Raw genomic sequence first — 16,523 nt, forward strand, 5'->3', positions numbered from 1 at the left:
AAATGAAGTTTAAATACACATTTGAAAGATAAATCCCTACTAAAGAAATATTAATTAACTTCTATAGTAGGGTGGCCGTCAGGCCATTTTGTTCTTTGTTTAATTTTTTAAAAACCAGAGCTCAAAATGAGGTTAATAGATTGAATCTTTGAGTATACGATAATCCAGTTTAAGGCTGGAAATATAAAAATGGGAGTGGATAGAATGAACATTCTTCTCATCGGAAGTGGTGGAAGAGAAAATGCACTCGCCTGGAAGTTAGCACAGAGCAGTAGAGTAAAAGAATTATATATAGCAGCAGGTAATCCAGGTACTGCAGAATATGGTGAAAATCTTGAATTTGATGAAAGTAATCAGGAAGCACTATTAGAATTTGCCTTAAAAGAAAAGATTGATATTACAGTAGTTGGGCCTGAGGCACCACTGGCAGCAGGAATAGTCGATTTATTTGAGGAACACGGCTTAAATGTTTTTGGACCTAAAAAAGCAGCTGCCCGGCTGGAAAGCTCAAAAGCATTTTCTAAAGAGCTGATGTACAAATATGGGATTCCAACTGCAGAATACAAGAGTTTTACTGAGGCAGCAGAGGCAAAAGCTTATATTGAGGAAAAAGGAGCACCAATTGTAGTTAAAGCTTCTGGCCTGGCAGCAGGAAAAGGTGTTATTGTGGCTCAGACAGTAGAAGAAGCAGTAGAAGCAGTTGAGACAATAATGCTCAATGATAAATTTGGAGAAGCTGGCGAAAAGGTTGTTGTAGAAGAGTTTTTAGAAGGGGAAGAGGCAACAATACTTGCTTTCTGTGATGGAAGAACAGTAGTGCCGATGATACCTTCTCAGGATCACAAGCCTGCTTATGATGGTGGTAAGGGTCCAAATACTGGTGGAATGGGAGCTTATGCTCCAGCACCTGTAGTCACAGATGGAATTATGGAAGAATTTAAAAGAGAAATTATGAAACCGACCTTAGAAGCCCTGCAGAGTGAGGGACTTGATTTTAAAGGTATAATATACTTTGGTCTGATGATTAAGAATCAAAAAGCAAAGGTTTTAGAATATAATGTTCGTTTTGGTGATCCAGAAGCACAGGTTGTACTGCCTCTTTTAGAAACAGATCTGGTAGCTATAATGGAAGCTGTATTAAAAGAAGAGCTGGATCAGGTGGAAATTAAGTGGAAAAACCAAAAAGCACTATGTGTGGTTATGGCTTCTGGCGGTTATCCGGTTGAATATGAAAAAGGTAAGGAAATTACAGGAATTAAAGAAGCAGAAACTGGTGAAGATATAATTGTCTTTCAGGCAGGAACAAAGATGGAAGCTGGTAAACTGCTAACAGATGGCGGCAGAGTAATTGCTGTGACTGCTCTGGGGGATAGTTTTAAAGAGGTAATTGACAAAGCTTATGCTGGAGTAGCAAAAATTCATTTTAAAGATTTTCATATCCGAAATGATATAGGCTATAAAGCACTGACTAAATAATTATAATTTAATTTTTTATTAAGATGAAGAATTTTGAAAATTAATATACAATTTAATTAAGAGATAAGACGAATCAAAGTTGTAACTGGGAGGTTATAATTTGAAATTTAATGATAAAACCAGACAAAAAATTGGAATTATCGGTGGTGGGCAGCTGGGTAAGATGATGATTCTGGAAGCTAAAAAAATGGGCTTTTATGTTAGCATTTTAGATCCCACAGAAGCCTGTCCTGCTGATAGTATTGCTGATGAGCATCTTATTGCGGATTTTGATGATCAGCAGGCAATTAGAGAACTGGCCCAGAAATCTGATTTAATAACCTATGAATTTGAACATATAGGTGTAGAAGTTCTAAAAGAGCTGGAAGCAGAAGGATATAAGATTTATCCTACTGCCAGCAGCCTCGAGATTATTCAAAATAAATATGAACAGAAAACTGTTTTGAAAAAGAACGGAATAGCTGTACCGGATTTTATTAAAGTAGAAAGTCCAGCAGATATTAAAGAAGCAGCTAAAAAATTTACCTATCCATTAATGCTAAAAAGCTGCACAGGTGGCTATGACGGCAAAGGTAATGCAGTTGTTAAAAGCGAAGAGGAAGTAGAGAGTTCATTTAAAGAACTTGGAGCAGGTAGTACACCGTTAATGGTAGAAAAATATATTCCATTTAAAAAAGAGATCTCTATAATTGCAGCCCGGGGTTTAACTGGTGAGATGGAGGTTTATCCGGCCGGCGAAAATGATCATCAGGATAATATACTTTATGAAACGAAAGTCCCAGCAGAAATTTCAGCAGAACTTGAAGAAGAAGCAGAAGAGTTTGCCAGAGAAGTACTGGAAGTTTTCGAAGGGATAGGAATTTTCTGTGTGGAAATGTTTGTAACTGAAGCTGATGAACTGTTGATTAATGAGATAGCACCAAGGCCTCATAATTCTGGTCATTATACGATTGAAGGGTGTGTGACCTCTCAGTTTGAACAGCATGTCAGAGCAATTGCAGGTCTTCCACTCGGAGATACAGCTTTACTCAGACCTTCAGTAATGCGCAATATACTGGGAACAGGTGATCAGGGTAAGGCAGAAGTAGTTGGTCTTGAGCAGGCACTTGCTATTGAAGGAGTTAAAGTCCATGTTTATCAGAAGACAATTTCCAGACCAGGACGAAAAATGGGACATCTTACAGTGACTGCAGAAAACTTAGAGCTGGCAGCTAAAAGAGCTCTGAAAGCAAGTCAGCTGGTTGAGATAAAAGGAGAAATTTAGAATATATTTGGAGTGAATTTGTTAAAAATTTGGGAGGTAAAATTTTATGAAGCCTAAAGTAGGAGTGATTATGGGCAGTGATTCGGATCTGCCGGTAATGAAAGAGGCAGCAGAAATTTTAGATCAATTTGAAGTAGAATATGAGCTGACAGTTGTTTCAGCACATCGGACACCGGAGAGATTGTATAAATATGCAGAAACAGCTGAAGAAAAGGGATTAGATGTAATTATTGCCGGAGCCGGGGGAGCAGCTCATCTGCCGGGAATGGTAGCAGCTGTAACAACAGTACCTGTAATTGGAGTTCCAGTTAAAACTTCAAAGTTAAGCGGACTTGATTCACTTTATTCCATAGTCCAGATGCCGCCGGGAGTGCCAGTTGCAACTGTTGCTATTAATGGAGCTAAAAATGCTGCTTTACTTGCAGTACAGATTCTGGCCCGCAGTGATGAAGAATTGAATAAAAAGCAGAAAGAATACAGAAAAGACATGAAAGAAAGTGTTTTAGATACAGCAGAGAAATTAGAAGAACAGGGATATGCAGAATACCTTGAGAGGAGCGAAAAATTTGCAGACTAGAGATATTTTTGCCAATATAAGTCCTCTTGATCACCGCTATTCAAGAAGGAAAGAAAATTTTGAAGAGCTAGGAAAATACCTTTCGGAAAATGCAACTATTGAATTTCAGGCTGAAGTAGAGCTCGCACTGGTTAAAGTGCTTGCTGTCAGGGGAATGGCCCCGAAAAAAGCACCGGCTGAAGTAGAAAAAGCGATCGAAGAGTTGACTACCGAAGAAGTTTATGCAGAAGAGGCTAAGACTAAACATAATATTCGGGCCTTAGTTAACTGTATTCAAAAAAAGGTAAGTGAGGAAACCCGCCCTTATATTCATTTTACAGCTACTTCTTATGATATTGTTGATACAGCAAATTCCCTCCGCTATCAGAAGGCAGCTAAAGAATTAATTCTACCTAAACTTAAAGAATTACATAAAAGCTGGGCAGAAATTGCTCTGCGTGAAAAAGATAGAGTTCAGATCGGAAGAACTCACGGCCAGCATGCAGTGCCGGTAACCTTTGGTTTTACAATAGCTGAATATGTGGCCCGTCTGGGAGAAAGAATAGCAGAGATTGAAGCTAAATCGGAAAAACTGGTTGGTAAATTTGCCGGAGCTGTGGGAGCCTATAATGCCAGCGGTATCTTTTTTGAAGATCCGGAAGAGTTTGAAAAAGAGGTATTAGCTGAACTGGGTTTAAAGCCGGGAGAGCATTCAACTCAGATTGTCCAGGCTGAACCTATGACAGATTTTGTCCACGCTCTTGTTTCAACTTTTAGTGTGCTGGCGGCTTTTTCTGATGATATGCGCCATCTGCAGCGCTCAGAAATTGCAGAAATTGGTGAGCATTTTGGCAAAGACCAGGTTGGATCTTCGACTATGCCTCACAAAAGGAATCCAATAAATTATGAGAACGTAAAAAGTTTGTGGAAGGCTTTTATGCCCCAGATGACAACAGTTTACATGGATCAGTTATCTGAACACCAGCGGGATTTAACAAATTCAGCTTCTTCTCGTTTCATACCGGAATTAATAGCCGCTCTGCTTTCTGCAGTTGCCAGATTAACCAGGGTAAGCTCTAAGATGGCAGTAGATCAGGAAAATATAAAGAAAAACTTTGAACAGAACAAAAAGATGATTGTAGCAGAACCTTTATATATACTTTTAGCAGCAGCCGGTCATCCTGATGCCCATGAGGCAGTACGGAAACTAACTTTAAAAGCTCAAAAGACAGACCTTTCTTTAAAAGAATTAGTTGATCAGAGTGAGGAACTCCAGGGATACTGGGGTAAATTCACTGAAAATCAGAAAGAATTAATTTTAGAACCTGAAAAGTACACCGGAATTGCGGCTCAGAAAACAGAAAAGATAGTTAAGAACTGGCAGCGCAAATTCAATTATGATCTCAAAACGGAGGTTTAATTAAGATGAAAAAAAAGGAAATGATCTATGAAGGAAAGGCAAAGCAGATTTTTAAGACTGACAAAAATGATCAGGTGATTGTCCACTTTAAGGATGATGCAACAGCTTTTGACGGTCAGAAAAAAGGTCAGATTGCAGAAAAGGGAATGATTAATAATAAGATTAGTAATTTCTTTTTTAAGCTTTTAGAAGAAAAAGGCATTAAGACTCATTTGATTGAAGAACTCAATGAGCGCGATTCACTGGTTAAGAAGGTTGATATTATTCCTCTGGAAGTTGTAATGCGCAATGTGGCAGCCGGAAGTCTGGCAAAAAGAATTGGTCTTGAGGAAGGGACTCCACTTAAGCAGCCGGTAATCGAGTTTTATTATAAAGATGATGATCTGGGAGATCCTTTAATCAATGTTTCGCATATTGAACTTCTTGGTCTGGCTGGTAGGGAAGAGCTGGAGCGTTTAATCGCACTTGGGCACAAAATTAATGATATTTTAGTTAAGTTTTTAAAAGAGCGAAATGTAGATCTAGTTGACTTTAAACTTGAGTTTGGAAAAACTGCTGAGGGAGAAATAATTTTGGCTGATGAAATTACTCCTGATACCTGCCGCTTTTGGGACAGTGAGACTAAGGAAAAGCTGGATAAAGATCGTTTCCGTCGTGATCTTGGTGATGTGGAAGAGGCCTATCATGAAATGTATAAGCGGATTACCGGCCAGGACTGGAAATAAGCAAAGGGAGGAAAATTGATGAGAGAAAGTTGTAATTTCTCTAGTAAAAATATTAATCAAGATAAGCAGGGTTCAGCGGATTTGAATTTAACTCAAGCTGAATTTAATGAAGATAAAATGAGCGAAGAATGTGGGGTTTTTGGCGTTTTTAATGCTGATGGAGAAAGCAGTGCGGCTGAACTTAGTTATCTTGGTCTAATTGCTCTTCAGCATCGCGGCCAGGAGAGTGCCGGTATCTGTTCAAATCACAACGGAGATTTTAATCTCCATAAGGGCATGGGTCTTGTTGAAAGTGTTTTTGAGGAAAAAGATATGGAAAGTTTAAAAGGGGAAATGGCAATTGGCCATGTCCGCTATTCAACCAGTGGCTCCAGTAAGCTTTCAAATGCTCAACCAATTTTAATTAATAGTATTAAAGGGGATCTAGCACTGGCCCACAATGGTAATTTAGCCAATGGAGCAGAACTCAGAAATAATCTGGAGCAGAATGGATCCATTTTTCACTCTACTTTAGATACAGAAGTAATAGCCCATCTTGTGGCTCGTTCGTTTGAAGATAATATTGTTGAGGCTCTGGTTCAGAGTTTGCACCAGTTAAAAGGAGCTTTTTCTCTGGTGGCAATGACAGAAGATAAGTTGATTGCAATTCGTGATCCTCGTGGCTTTAGGCCACTTTCTTTAGGAAAAGTAGATAACACTTATGTGGTTGCTTCCGAAAGCTGTGCCTTTGATGTGATTGGGGCAGAATTTATTCGGGATGTAGCACCGGGAGAAGTAATTGTAATTGATCAGGATGGAATTAAAAGCAGGCGCTATACCGGAGAGAATGGGACCAGTCTCTGTGTTTTCGAATATATATATTTTGCTCGACCTGACAGCAATATTGCTGGTCAGAATGTACTTTTGGCCAGAAAAGAAATGGGAAAACAGCTGGCCCGGGAGATGGATGTAGAAGCAGATATTGTTGTTCCGGTTCCAGATTCCGGAATCGCAGCAGCTCTTGGTTTTGCGGAAGAATCAGGTATTCCCTATGCTCAGGGGATTTTGCGGAATCGCTATATGGGCAGAACATTTATTCAGCCAACTCAAGAAATTAGAGATTTAAAAGTTAGATTAAAATTATCGCCGATTAAAGAAATTATAAAAGATAAAAAAGTAATTTTGATTGATGATTCTATTGTCAGAGGAACAACCAGCAAACAGATTATTGGACGAATAAAAGAGGCGGGGGCGAGAGAAGTTCATATGGCTATTTCATCTCCTCCAGTAGAGCATCCCTGCTATTTTGGGCTCGATACCTCTCGCAGACAGGAATTAATTGCCAGTAGAAATACTGAAGAAGAGATTGGCGAAAGTATTGGTGCAGACAGCCTGCATTATTTATCACAGGCGGGAATGCTTAAATCAATCAAAACTGATGTAGAACTTGGTTTCTGTACTGCCTGTTTTGATGGAGATTATCCAGTTGACAGCAGGTACTTAAGTGAGGAGGAATAATTTTGGGCTTAAATTATAAAAAGGCCGGAGTTGATATAGATGCCGGCAATAAAGCTGTAGAATTAATAAAAAAAGATGTACAGTCCACCTTTGGTCCGGAAGTTATGACCGGATTGGGGGGATTTGGTGGACTTTTTAAACCTGATTTAAGTAAGTATAAAAATCCAGTTTTGGTTTCTGGAACTGATGGTGTGGGTACTAAACTAAAACTGGCCTTTAAACTTGATATTCATCATACAATTGGTATAGATCTAGTTGCAATGTCAGTTAATGATATTCTGGCTCAGGGTGCTCAGCCTTTGTTTTTTCTTGACTATCTGGCAACAGGAAAACTGGAGCCGGAAAAAACTGCAGAGATTGTTAAAGGAATTGCTGCTGGCTGTAAAGAGTCAGGTGCAGCTTTAATTGGTGGAGAAACTGCAGAGATGGCAGGTTTTTACCGGCCCGGCGAATATGATCTTGCAGGTTTTGCAGTGGGAATAGTTGATCAGGATCAGATAATTACCGGAAGTGAAATTAAAGAAGGAGATTTAGTGATTGGCCTTCGCTCAGATGGCCTGCACAGCAATGGTTTTACTCTTGCTCGAGCCGCTCTATTTGATAAGGCGGGCTATGACTATACTGCAGAAGTTGAAGGTTTAAAAAATAATTTAGGGGAAGAATTGCTTATTCCCACTAAAATTTATGTTAAAACTGTAATGGCTCTGCTGGAGAAATTTAAGTTAAAGGGTATTGCTCATATTACAGGTGGTGGCTTAATTGAGAACTTACCCCGAATTCTGCCAGACGGTTTAAAAGCTGAAATTAAAAAAGACAGATGGGAGCCACAGCAGATTTTTAAGCTTATTCAGCAGGCAGGAGAGATTGAAGAAAGAGAAATGTATCGAACATTTAATATGGGAATTGGAATGACCCTTGTTATTGATAAAAATGATAAAGAAAAAATACTGAAAGAACTCACAGAAATGGGAGAAGAAGCCTACCTGATTGGTGAAATTAAAGCAGGAGCTCAAGACACATCTCTCGAAATAAAATAAAGAAGGTGCAAAAATGCTTAAAATAGCTGTTTTTGCCTCAGGTAGAGGCTCAAATTTTCAATCAATAATTGATAATATAAAAAGTGGAGACATTGAAGCTGAAATAAAGATTTTAATTAGTGACCGCCAGGATTCTGGAGCCTTAAAGAGGGCTGAACATGAAGGAGTGGAGAATGTTTTTATAAATCCTTCCCACTTTGAAACTAAGGCTGATTACGAAAAAGAGCTGATTGATCTTTTAAAAGAAACCAGTGCAGATTTAATAGTTCTTGCTGGTTATATGCGAATTTTATCACCATTATTTGTTAAAGAATTTAAAAATCAGATCATTAATATTCATCCTTCACTCTTACCTGCATTTAAAGGTCTGAATGCCCAGAAACAGGCAGTTGATTATGGGGTCAAATACAGCGGCTGTACAGTTCATTTTGTTGATCAGGGGATGGATACAGGTCCTATTATTTTGCAGGAAGTAGTGGAAGTAAAAGAAAATGATAGTGCTGATGATCTGGCAGCAAGGATTTTAAAAAAAGAACATAAGATCTACCCTGAAGCAGTTAAGTTAATTGCAGAGGGCAGAGTAAAAATTGAAGGACGAAAAGTTAGAATCTTAAAGGAGGAAAAATAACTTTGTCTAAAATTAAAAGAGCATTGTTAAGTGTATCAGATAAGGAAGGTATTGTAGATTTTGCAGCGGGTCTAAAAGAATTTGGAGTAGAGATTATTTCAACAGGTGGAACTGGTAAACTCTTAAAAGAAAATGATATTGAGGTAACTGATATTGATCAGGTTACTGATTTTCCAGAGATGATGAACGGAAGAGTTAAGACTCTCCATCCAGCAGTTCATGGTGGGATTTTAGCAGTCAGAGATAATGATGAGCATTTAAAAGAAATCGCTGCTCAAAACATTGAACCCATAGATTTAGTTGTCTGTAACCTCTATCCTTTTGCAGAAACAATTGCTAAAGATGATGTTACTTTAGAAGAAGCAATAGAAAATATTGATATTGGTGGACCAACGATGATCCGTTCTGCTGCCAAAAATAATAATGATGTAGCTGTTGTGGTAGACACGGCTGATTATGATGAACTTTTAGCAGAGATGAAGGTTGGCAGTGGTGCTTTAACAAAAACTAAAAAATTAAAGCTGGCCTATAAGGCTTTTCATCATACAGCAGAGTATGATCAGAGAATACAGAAGTATTTAGGTGAAATTGTAATGGACGAAGAAGAAAAACAGCAATTACCTGAGACACTTCTTGACCGTTATGATAAGAGAGAAGATCTTCGCTATGGAGAAAACCCTCATCAAAAAGCTGCATTTTACTTAGAAGCAGAGCAGAATGAACCTTCAATTTCGACAGCAGAAAAACTGCACGGCAAAGGAATGTCCTATAATAATATTAATGATACAGATGGTGCTTTAGAACTTGTAAAAGAATTTGAAGCTAAGCCAGCAGCTGCCGTAATTAAACATGCTAATCCCTGTGGTATGGCAACAGCTAATACGCTTAAAGATGCTTTTGTTAATGCCCATGCAGGAGATCCATTATCTGCTTTTGGTTCAATTGTGGCAGTAAATAGAAAAATTGATGCTGAAACAGCTAAAGAAATTGCTGATCAGGATAAGTTTATAGAAGTTGTTATAGCTCCCGATTATGAAGAAGAGGCATTAGAAATTCTTAAAGCTAGATCTGAAAAAATGAGGATTTTAAAAACCGGTGAGCTTTCTATTAATAGAGAAAAACCTGGCTACAGTATGAAAAAGGTAACAGGGGGTCTTTTAGTTCAGGATAGAGATTTAGCTCAGACTGCTGCTGAGGATCTTAAAGTAGTGACCGAAAAAGCTCCAACTGAAGAGCAGATAAAAGACCTATTATTTTCCTGGAAGGTAGTTAAACATGTTAAATCAAATGCAATTGTAATGGCTAAAGATGAGATGGTAGTTGGTGTTGGTGCCGGTCAGATGAGCAGAGTTGACTCAATGATTATTGCCGGCCGTAAAGCTGAAGGCCGCCAGGAAGGTGGAGTTGTTGCTTCAGATGCGTTTTTCCCATTCCCTGATGCAGTAGAAAAAGCTGCCGAACTTGGCATTAAAGCAATAATTCAGCCGGGGGGTTCAATCAGAGATGAGAAGGTAATTGCAGCCTGTAACAAATTGGGAATTGCAATGGTCTTTACTGGCAAAAGGCATTTTAGACACTAAATTCACTTTATTTTAGATTAAATTTATTTTGTTGTTATAAGTAGTTATTTGGAAAAGATAATTATTAGAAAAACCCAGTTTATGCTGGGTTAATATAAATTTCCCTAATCAATTCTCCATTCTTTTTAATGGTCCCTACTCAGCCATTAAGATAAGAATGGGGAATTTTTATTTTTGTTTAAAAGTTATTAAAAATAATGCTTTATAATGATATAAATATTCATCTTTAGAAAAAATTGACTTTTAAAAAGGGATTTTTATTTTAATCTTGAATATTTATATAATAGTAGTAATTACTTTAAAATCTAATAATTTATTCAAAGGCAAAATAGTCGAAAGGCTGTGACGCAAAAATCTGAGTCTAAGGATGTTAATATTATCTATGATTGTCAGATCTGCCTCGGGAATTAATAGCCAGTGATTTTTATTGCTGGCTATTTTTGATTAAATAATAAAAACTTAATTTTTTTACTGAACTTATTGTTTTAAGTTGAGTGGATATTGAAGGAGGTCCATTTTTTTAATGAGTAAAAGAGCAGTAGATAATTTGATCGAAAAAAAGGTTAATGAAAATATTGTTAATAATCTTGAACAGAAAATCTGTTATTATAAAGACCCATATACTTATAAAATGGCAAATTTGAGTTATGCAAAATTTCTGGGAAAAGATCCTGGTGATTTTTTGGATGAAGATATTTTTAATATTCTTGCGGCTGCTGAAGCAGAAAAAGTAATTGCAGAAAATATAGATATATTTGTGGATAAAAAGATTATTGAAAAAGAAATATGGACTAAAAATTCTAGAGGAGAAAACAAACTGCTTTTAATCAAAAAAATTCCAATATTTAATCAGACTGGTGATGTAGAAAATATTTTTTGTCAGGCAAAAGATATTACAAATCACAATATTTTAGAGAATGAACTCAGGCGTAACCGAGATAGCCTGAAGCGAATAATAGAGACGATTCCAGATATTGTTTTTTTGATAAACAAACAGGGTGATATTCTTGACCTCTGGACGGGAGATGAGTCAAAACTTCTTTATACTAAAGAGGAGGCTTTGAATAAAAATTTAAAAGATTTTTTATCTCAAGAAGCATTTAAAAGATATAAAGAGAAAATAACTCAACTTTTTAATCAGAATGAAAGTGTGACTTTTGATTATAGCTTAATAATAAATGAAAGCAGAAAGTATTTTGAAGCGAAAATGTTAAATCTTAAGAATCAGCCGAAGAAGCCGAAAAGAATAATAGTAAGTGTGAGAGATATTTCTGAGCGTAAAGAGAATAGTTTAAAATTAAAAAAATTATCCAGGGAATACGAAACTATTTTATCTAATGTTGAGAATGCAATTTTTCTAATTAATGTTGAGAGTGGTAAATTTAGATATCAGCGTTTAAACAGCTTTCATGAAAAAGCAACAGGGTTAAAAACTAAAGAAGTTGCTGGTAAAACACCGATCGAAATTTTTGGGGAAAAGGTAGGACCTGAATTAGAAAAAAAATATAGGCGCTGTTTGGATAAAAAAAGCAGTATTAGTTATGAAGAAGAGCTTACTCTACCAGCGGGTAAAAGAGTATGGTTAACTAAACTAACGCCAGTAATTAATAAGGGAGAGGTAGAAAAAATTGTAGGTTCTTCACTAGATATTACAGAGAATAAAAAAAAGGAAAGAGAAATTAAATATCTTTCTTTACATGATGAAATGACTGAACTTTATAATAGAAGGTATTTTGAAAATGAAATGGAGCGCCTGGATTCGAGCAGAAAGTTACCGGTAGCAATTTTAATAGCTGATCTTGACAATTTAAAATATGTTAATGATAATTTTGGCCATCAGCAGGGTGATAATTATATAATAACTGCAGCTCAGATGATTAAAGAATCAATTAGAGGGATTGATATCGCTGCAAGAATTGGAGGAGATGAGTTTGCTCTTATTTTACCGGAGACCGACTCCGATGAAGCTGAAAAAATATGTAATCGAATTAAAGAAAAAGAAAGCGATTATTTAAAGCAAAAAAATCTAATAGAAATTTTTTCTATTTCGATTGGATATGCAGTAAAGAAAAGTGAAGAGATATCTTTAGAAGAAGTTTTTAGAAAAGCAGATAAAAGAATGTATGCTAATAAAGCAAAAAACAAATCAAAAAAGAAATAAATTTAATTGAAATCATCCCCCACTTATATCGAAAGTTTTATATAATCCTGATATCGGTAAAGAAATTTTATGTAAAATGAAAAAACTCGCCTCGGGAAAAAGGCGAGTAAAACAAGGAGAAAAGTATCTATTACTTTTATCTATGCTTAAAGCTGTCCTCTGCAACAGCTTAAAAAGGGGATAAATAAAGTATTTATCTTTTCTATATTTATAGTAACAATTATTTATTAAAAAACCTTTAAAGTAAGATTAGAAATAGATTAAATTGGAGAAATTATTTAATCTATAACTATATAACAATAAGAATAGGAGTGATTAATTTGGCAAAGGTAATGGTGGTAGATGATACAGCATTTATGCGTTTAAAGCTCAAACAAATTCTAAAGGAATTTGGACATGAAATTGTTGGTGAAGCAGAAAATGGGAAAATAGCAGTTGATAAATATAAATCACTGGATCCCGATATAGTTTTTATGGACATCACGATGCCCGAAATGGATGGTATTGAAGCGGTCAAAACGCTAAAAAAAATTGATTCTGATGTTCAAGTTGTAATTTGCAGTGCAATGGGGCAAAAAAAGATTGTACTGGAAGCAATAAAATCTGGAGCTAAAGATTTTATAGTTAAACCATTTAAAAAAGGAAAAATCGAAGAAACAATTAATAAATTAAATATACAGTAAAATATTTAAATTAGTTCTCTATCTTTTATTTAATAAATATAAAGATAGAGAATTTTTTTTAAAATGAAAAAACCCACCTCGGGAAAAAGGTGGGTAAAACAAGGAGAAAAGTATCTATTACTTTTATCTATGCTTAAAGCTGTCCTCTGCAACAGCTTCAAAAAGGGGATAACAAAGTTTATTTCTTTGCTACAATTATATAATACCAGTGGATTATTAAAAAAACTTTAAATAAAGATTAGAAAAAGATTAAAAACATATTTTAAAACTTTTTTGCGCTTCAGCATCAAATTGTAACAGGAGATTTAAAACATTTGCAGCTATCAGTAATAATTACTGATAGCTGCAATAACAGGCCTGATAGATATTTTTTATAATATATTCTTGACAAAAGTAATTTGTTTATATATAATTTTACTTGAAGTTGAGAATCGTTTTCATTTAAAAATAATAAAGTATATCCAGTTTCATAATTTTTTTAGTATATTTTTAGGTTAACCTAAAAACGGGGGAGAAAAAATTGGAAGTAAAGTTGAATCTATCAGAATCACTGGAAGATTATTTAGAAGCTATTTTCGATTTAATCAAAGAAAATGGCTCAGCTAGAGTGACAGATATTGCAAACAGACTGCACATAGCAGCATCTTCTGTTAATCAGGGTTTAAAAAAGCTGAATCAGGAAGGTTTAGTAAGTCAGGAAAAGTATGGCCCTATAGAATTAACTAATGCTGGTTATCGTGCTGCAGAAAAAATTCGTTGTAAACATCAAATAATTTACTTATTTTTAAACCGAACACTCGGAGTAAGTGAAAAAAAAGCTGACAATGATGCCTGTGGTATAGAGCATGCTTTAAGTGAAGAAAGTTTTGAAAAAATGGTTGATTATTTAATCAAAAATAATTATTTAGCGGAACAAAATTGTGCTTTTAAACTGAAGGAGAATAAGGAGGAGAAAAAAATGACAGCAGAACAGATTATGTTAGATAAGATAAGTGTCGGTTCTAAAGCAAAGATCTTAAAGGTTCAGTCTAAAGGTCGTTTAAAAAGAAAATTAATGGATATGGGTTTAAATAGAGGAGCTCTGGTTGAAGTGAAGGGTAAAGCACCAATGGGTGATCCAATTGAAATCAGGGTCAGAGGTTACAGTTTAAGTTTACGCCAGAATGAAGCGGCAGAGATTCTGGTTAAGGAGGTTTAAGGTTGATGCCTTTAGCAATGTTAAGAGTGGGTGAGACAGCCTGTATTAAAGAAATAGTTGGCGGTAGAACTGTAAAGGGTAAATTAACGGATTTAGGATTTGTAAGTGGTAAAAAAATTAAGATTCATAGGAGTTCAGGTGGACCACTGATTGTTGCTATTGGTGATAATCGTGTTGCACTGGGACGGGGAATGGCTCATAAAGTAATAGTAGATAAAGAAGGGTGTGAAAATTAATGGCTTTAAATAAAAGTAAGAGAAAAAATAATGAAGTTAAAATTGCTCTGGCTGGCAACCCCAATTCTGGAAAGACCACTATGTTTAACGAATTGACAGGGTCCAGACAGCATGTTGGTAACTGGCCAGGGGTAACAGTTGAAAAGAAAATGGGTAGAGCTTCCTATCAGAATTACTCACTGGAGGTTATTGATCTACCGGGTACATATTCTCTGGGAGCATATTCGGATGATGAGGTAGTGGCAAGAGATTTTTTGACTACAGGAGATTATGATGTCGTTTTGAATATTATTAACTCCTCTAATCTGGATCGAAATTTATATTTTACGGTTCAGCTTTTAGAAATGGGAGTAGATTTAATTGCCGTTTTAAATATGGCTGACGAAGCTGAGAAGAAGGGAATTAAAATCAACAAAAATAAACTTGCTAAGATGCTTGGCACATCGGTTGTAGAAACAGTTGCCAGTAGAGGTAGAGGGATTGATAAGCTTCTAAAAGAAACTGTTCAAAATCGAGATTTATCTGAGGCAGCTTTAAAAATTGATTACGGCAGAGAGATAGAGGATTTAATTTCTGAGGTTCTTTCAATGCTTAGAGAATTTAATTTTACCGATCAGATTAATCAGCGCTGGGCGGCAGTTAAATTAATTGAACATGATCCAGAAGCTGTAAAACTATTGGAGAGAGAAGTAGGAGCTTCTAAAGCCAAAAAGATTAAGAGCTTAATTGCAGGGAGAGAACTTAAAGCTGAAGATGATTTTGATAATATTATAATTGATAAAAAATATGAATTCATAAATCAAGTAATTGCTGAGAGTGTTAGCAGACCTGCATTTGATCAGGAACCAGAGAATATTTCTGATAAAATTGATAAAGTTATAACAAATAAATATCTTGGTATACCAATTTTCATGGTAGTGATGTGGAGCATTTTCAAATTCACTTTTACTCTGGGTGATCCACTTATTGGTTATATTGAAACTTTTTTTGAAGCTGCAGGTGGCTGGATTGGTAGTCTGCTGGCAGGTGCAGGAGTTTCTCCACTAATTTCTTCTTTTATTACTGATGGAATTATCGGTGGTGTAGGTTCTGTACTGGTTTTTATACCAAATATTTTTCTTTTATTCCTGGCAATAGGTATTTTAGAGGACAGCGGTTATATGTCAAGAGCTGCTTATGTTATGGATAAGGTAATGAGCAAACTAGGTCTGCATGGAAAGTCATTTATCCCGATGATTGTTGGTTTCGGCTGTAATGTACCCGGGGTAATGGCAACCAGAACCTTAGACAGCAAGCGAGATCGGATTATTTCTATTTTGATTAATCCTCTGATGTCCTGTTCAGCCAGATTACCTGTTTATGTAGTCTTTGCCGGCGCTTTGTTCCCCAATCATGCAGGCACAGTTGTTTTTTCCCTTTATGCACTGGGGATTGTAATGGCTGTAATAATGGCGGGAGTATTTAATAAAATATTATTTAAAGGTGAGAGATCACATTTTGTTATGGAATTACCGCCTTATAGAATTCCGACTTTAAAAGGTGTATTTATTCATATGTGGGAAAAAGTAGGTGCTTTTATCAAAAAAGCAGGAACAATTATTTTCTCAGTTGTAGTTTTAATCTGGGTCCTTGCTAATTTACCACTTGGAGTAGAATATGCTTCTGCAGAAAGTCTAATTGGTCAGTTTGGTCAGCTGATAGCTCCACTTTTCAAACCATTAGGATTTGGCAGCTGGCAGGCGGCATCTTCACTGGTTTTTGGTATCTTAGCTAAGGAGGTAGTTGTTGGTACACTTGGTGTAGTTTACGCAGCCGGAGAAGGTGGTTTGAGAGCAGCTTTAACAACTAATTTCAGCCCTCTGGCAGCATATTCATTCTTAACCATGGTACTTTTATATACTCCCTGTATAGCAACCCTGGGAGCAATTAAATCAGAAACTCAGAGCTGGAAATGGACACTGGTTACAGCTTCTTATCTTTTTGTTTTAGCCTGGATAGTAGCCTTTGTAGTTTATCAGGGTGGAATGCTAATTGGTTTAGGAGCTTAAATAAATTAAACTGA

Annotated in this window: 14 protein-coding genes and 1 riboswitch; all 14 genes read left to right on the top strand. The window is 36.1% G+C overall.

What is annotated here, in order from left to right; all coding sequences use genetic code 11:
* Nucleotides 1-204: 204 nt before the first annotated feature.
* The 14 genes from purD (at nt 205) to feoB (ending at nt 16,509) form a co-directional block, all read left to right on the top strand.
* Nucleotides 205-1,476, top strand: a complete 1,272-nt coding sequence (gene purD, locus BW929_RS10550) for a phosphoribosylamine--glycine ligase (protein ID WP_076545458.1) — start codon at nt 205-207, stop codon at nt 1,474-1,476.
* 100 nt (nt 1,477-1,576) lie between these two features.
* On the top strand, nt 1,577-2,740 hold the full coding sequence (locus BW929_RS10555) for a 5-(carboxyamino)imidazole ribonucleotide synthase (protein WP_076545459.1): 1,164 nt from the start codon (nt 1,577-1,579) through the stop codon (nt 2,738-2,740).
* Between the two features lie 46 nt (nt 2,741-2,786).
* Nucleotides 2,787-3,317 carry a 5-(carboxyamino)imidazole ribonucleotide mutase gene (purE, locus tag BW929_RS10560; protein WP_076545460.1) on the top strand — a complete coding sequence of 177 codons (531 nt, stop codon included), beginning with the start codon at nt 2,787-2,789 and terminating at the stop codon, nt 3,315-3,317.
* On the top strand, nt 3,307-4,716 hold the full coding sequence (locus BW929_RS10565) for a lyase family protein (RefSeq protein ID WP_076545461.1): 1,410 nt from the start codon (nt 3,307-3,309) through the stop codon (nt 4,714-4,716). The genes purE and BW929_RS10565 overlap by 11 nt, the downstream gene beginning before the upstream one ends.
* A 5-nt stretch (nt 4,717-4,721) precedes the next feature.
* Nucleotides 4,722-5,441: a phosphoribosylaminoimidazolesuccinocarboxamide synthase gene (purC, locus tag BW929_RS10570; protein WP_076545462.1), complete on the top strand. Its 720-nt coding sequence runs from the start codon at nt 4,722-4,724 to the stop codon at nt 5,439-5,441.
* A gap of 18 nt (nt 5,442-5,459) precedes the next feature.
* Nucleotides 5,460-6,938 carry an amidophosphoribosyltransferase gene (gene purF / locus BW929_RS10575; protein ID WP_076545463.1) on the top strand — a complete coding sequence of 493 codons (1,479 nt, stop codon included), beginning with the start codon at nt 5,460-5,462 and terminating at the stop codon, nt 6,936-6,938.
* Nucleotides 6,939-6,940: 2 nt separating this feature from the next.
* On the top strand, nt 6,941-7,975 hold the full coding sequence (gene purM, locus BW929_RS10580; protein WP_076545464.1) for a phosphoribosylformylglycinamidine cyclo-ligase: 1,035 nt from the start codon (nt 6,941-6,943) through the stop codon (nt 7,973-7,975).
* Between the two features lie 13 nt (nt 7,976-7,988).
* Nucleotides 7,989-8,603, top strand: a complete 615-nt coding sequence (gene purN / locus BW929_RS10585; RefSeq protein WP_076545465.1) for a phosphoribosylglycinamide formyltransferase — start codon at nt 7,989-7,991, stop codon at nt 8,601-8,603.
* A gap of 2 nt (nt 8,604-8,605) precedes the next feature.
* On the top strand, nt 8,606-10,183 hold the full coding sequence (gene purH, locus BW929_RS10590; RefSeq protein WP_076545466.1) for a bifunctional phosphoribosylaminoimidazolecarboxamide formyltransferase/IMP cyclohydrolase: 1,578 nt from the start codon (nt 8,606-8,608) through the stop codon (nt 10,181-10,183).
* Nucleotides 10,184-10,495: 312 nt separating this feature from the next.
* A riboswitch (cyclic di-GMP riboswitch) is annotated at nt 10,496-10,586 on the top strand.
* Between the two features lie 120 nt (nt 10,587-10,706).
* On the top strand, nt 10,707-12,344 hold the full coding sequence (locus tag BW929_RS10595) for a sensor domain-containing diguanylate cyclase (protein WP_076545467.1): 1,638 nt from the start codon (nt 10,707-10,709) through the stop codon (nt 12,342-12,344).
* A 320-nt stretch (nt 12,345-12,664) separates the two neighbouring features.
* Nucleotides 12,665-13,027, top strand: coding sequence for a response regulator (locus tag BW929_RS10600; protein WP_076545468.1), 363 nt, complete (start codon nt 12,665-12,667; stop codon nt 13,025-13,027).
* Nucleotides 13,028-13,547: 520 nt separating this feature from the next.
* On the top strand, nt 13,548-14,225 hold the full coding sequence (locus BW929_RS10605; protein ID WP_076545469.1) for a metal-dependent transcriptional regulator: 678 nt from the start codon (nt 13,548-13,550) through the stop codon (nt 14,223-14,225).
* A gap of 5 nt (nt 14,226-14,230) precedes the next feature.
* Complete coding sequence (locus BW929_RS10610; protein WP_084566176.1) at nt 14,231-14,461, top strand: FeoA family protein; 231 nt, start codon at nt 14,231-14,233, stop codon at nt 14,459-14,461.
* On the top strand, nt 14,461-16,509 hold the full coding sequence (feoB, locus tag BW929_RS10615; protein WP_076545471.1) for a ferrous iron transport protein B: 2,049 nt from the start codon (nt 14,461-14,463) through the stop codon (nt 16,507-16,509). The genes BW929_RS10610 and feoB overlap by 1 nt, the downstream gene beginning before the upstream one ends.
* Nucleotides 16,510-16,523 lie beyond the last annotated feature (14 nt).

Source organism: Halanaerobium kushneri (assembly GCF_900156285.1).
Taxonomy (GTDB): domain Bacteria; phylum Bacillota; class Halanaerobiia; order Halanaerobiales; family Halanaerobiaceae; genus Halanaerobium; species Halanaerobium kushneri.

Coding starts and splice junctions, on each gene's coding strand:
- purE (WP_076545460.1), top strand. CDS start 2,787: ATGAAGCCTAAAGTAGGAGTGATTATGGGCAGTGATTCGGATCTGCCG.
- purC (WP_076545462.1), top strand. CDS start 4,722: ATGAAAAAAAAGGAAATGATCTATGAAGGAAAGGCAAAGCAGATTTTT.
- BW929_RS10595 (WP_076545467.1), top strand. CDS start 10,707: ATGAGTAAAAGAGCAGTAGATAATTTGATCGAAAAAAAGGTTAATGAA.
- purD (WP_076545458.1), top strand. CDS start 205: ATGAACATTCTTCTCATCGGAAGTGGTGGAAGAGAAAATGCACTCGCC.
- purN (WP_076545465.1), top strand. CDS start 7,989: ATGCTTAAAATAGCTGTTTTTGCCTCAGGTAGAGGCTCAAATTTTCAA.
- purF (WP_076545463.1), top strand. CDS start 5,460: ATGAGAGAAAGTTGTAATTTCTCTAGTAAAAATATTAATCAAGATAAG.
- feoB (WP_076545471.1), top strand. CDS start 14,461: ATGGCTTTAAATAAAAGTAAGAGAAAAAATAATGAAGTTAAAATTGCT.
- BW929_RS10610 (WP_084566176.1), top strand. CDS start 14,231: ATGCCTTTAGCAATGTTAAGAGTGGGTGAGACAGCCTGTATTAAAGAA.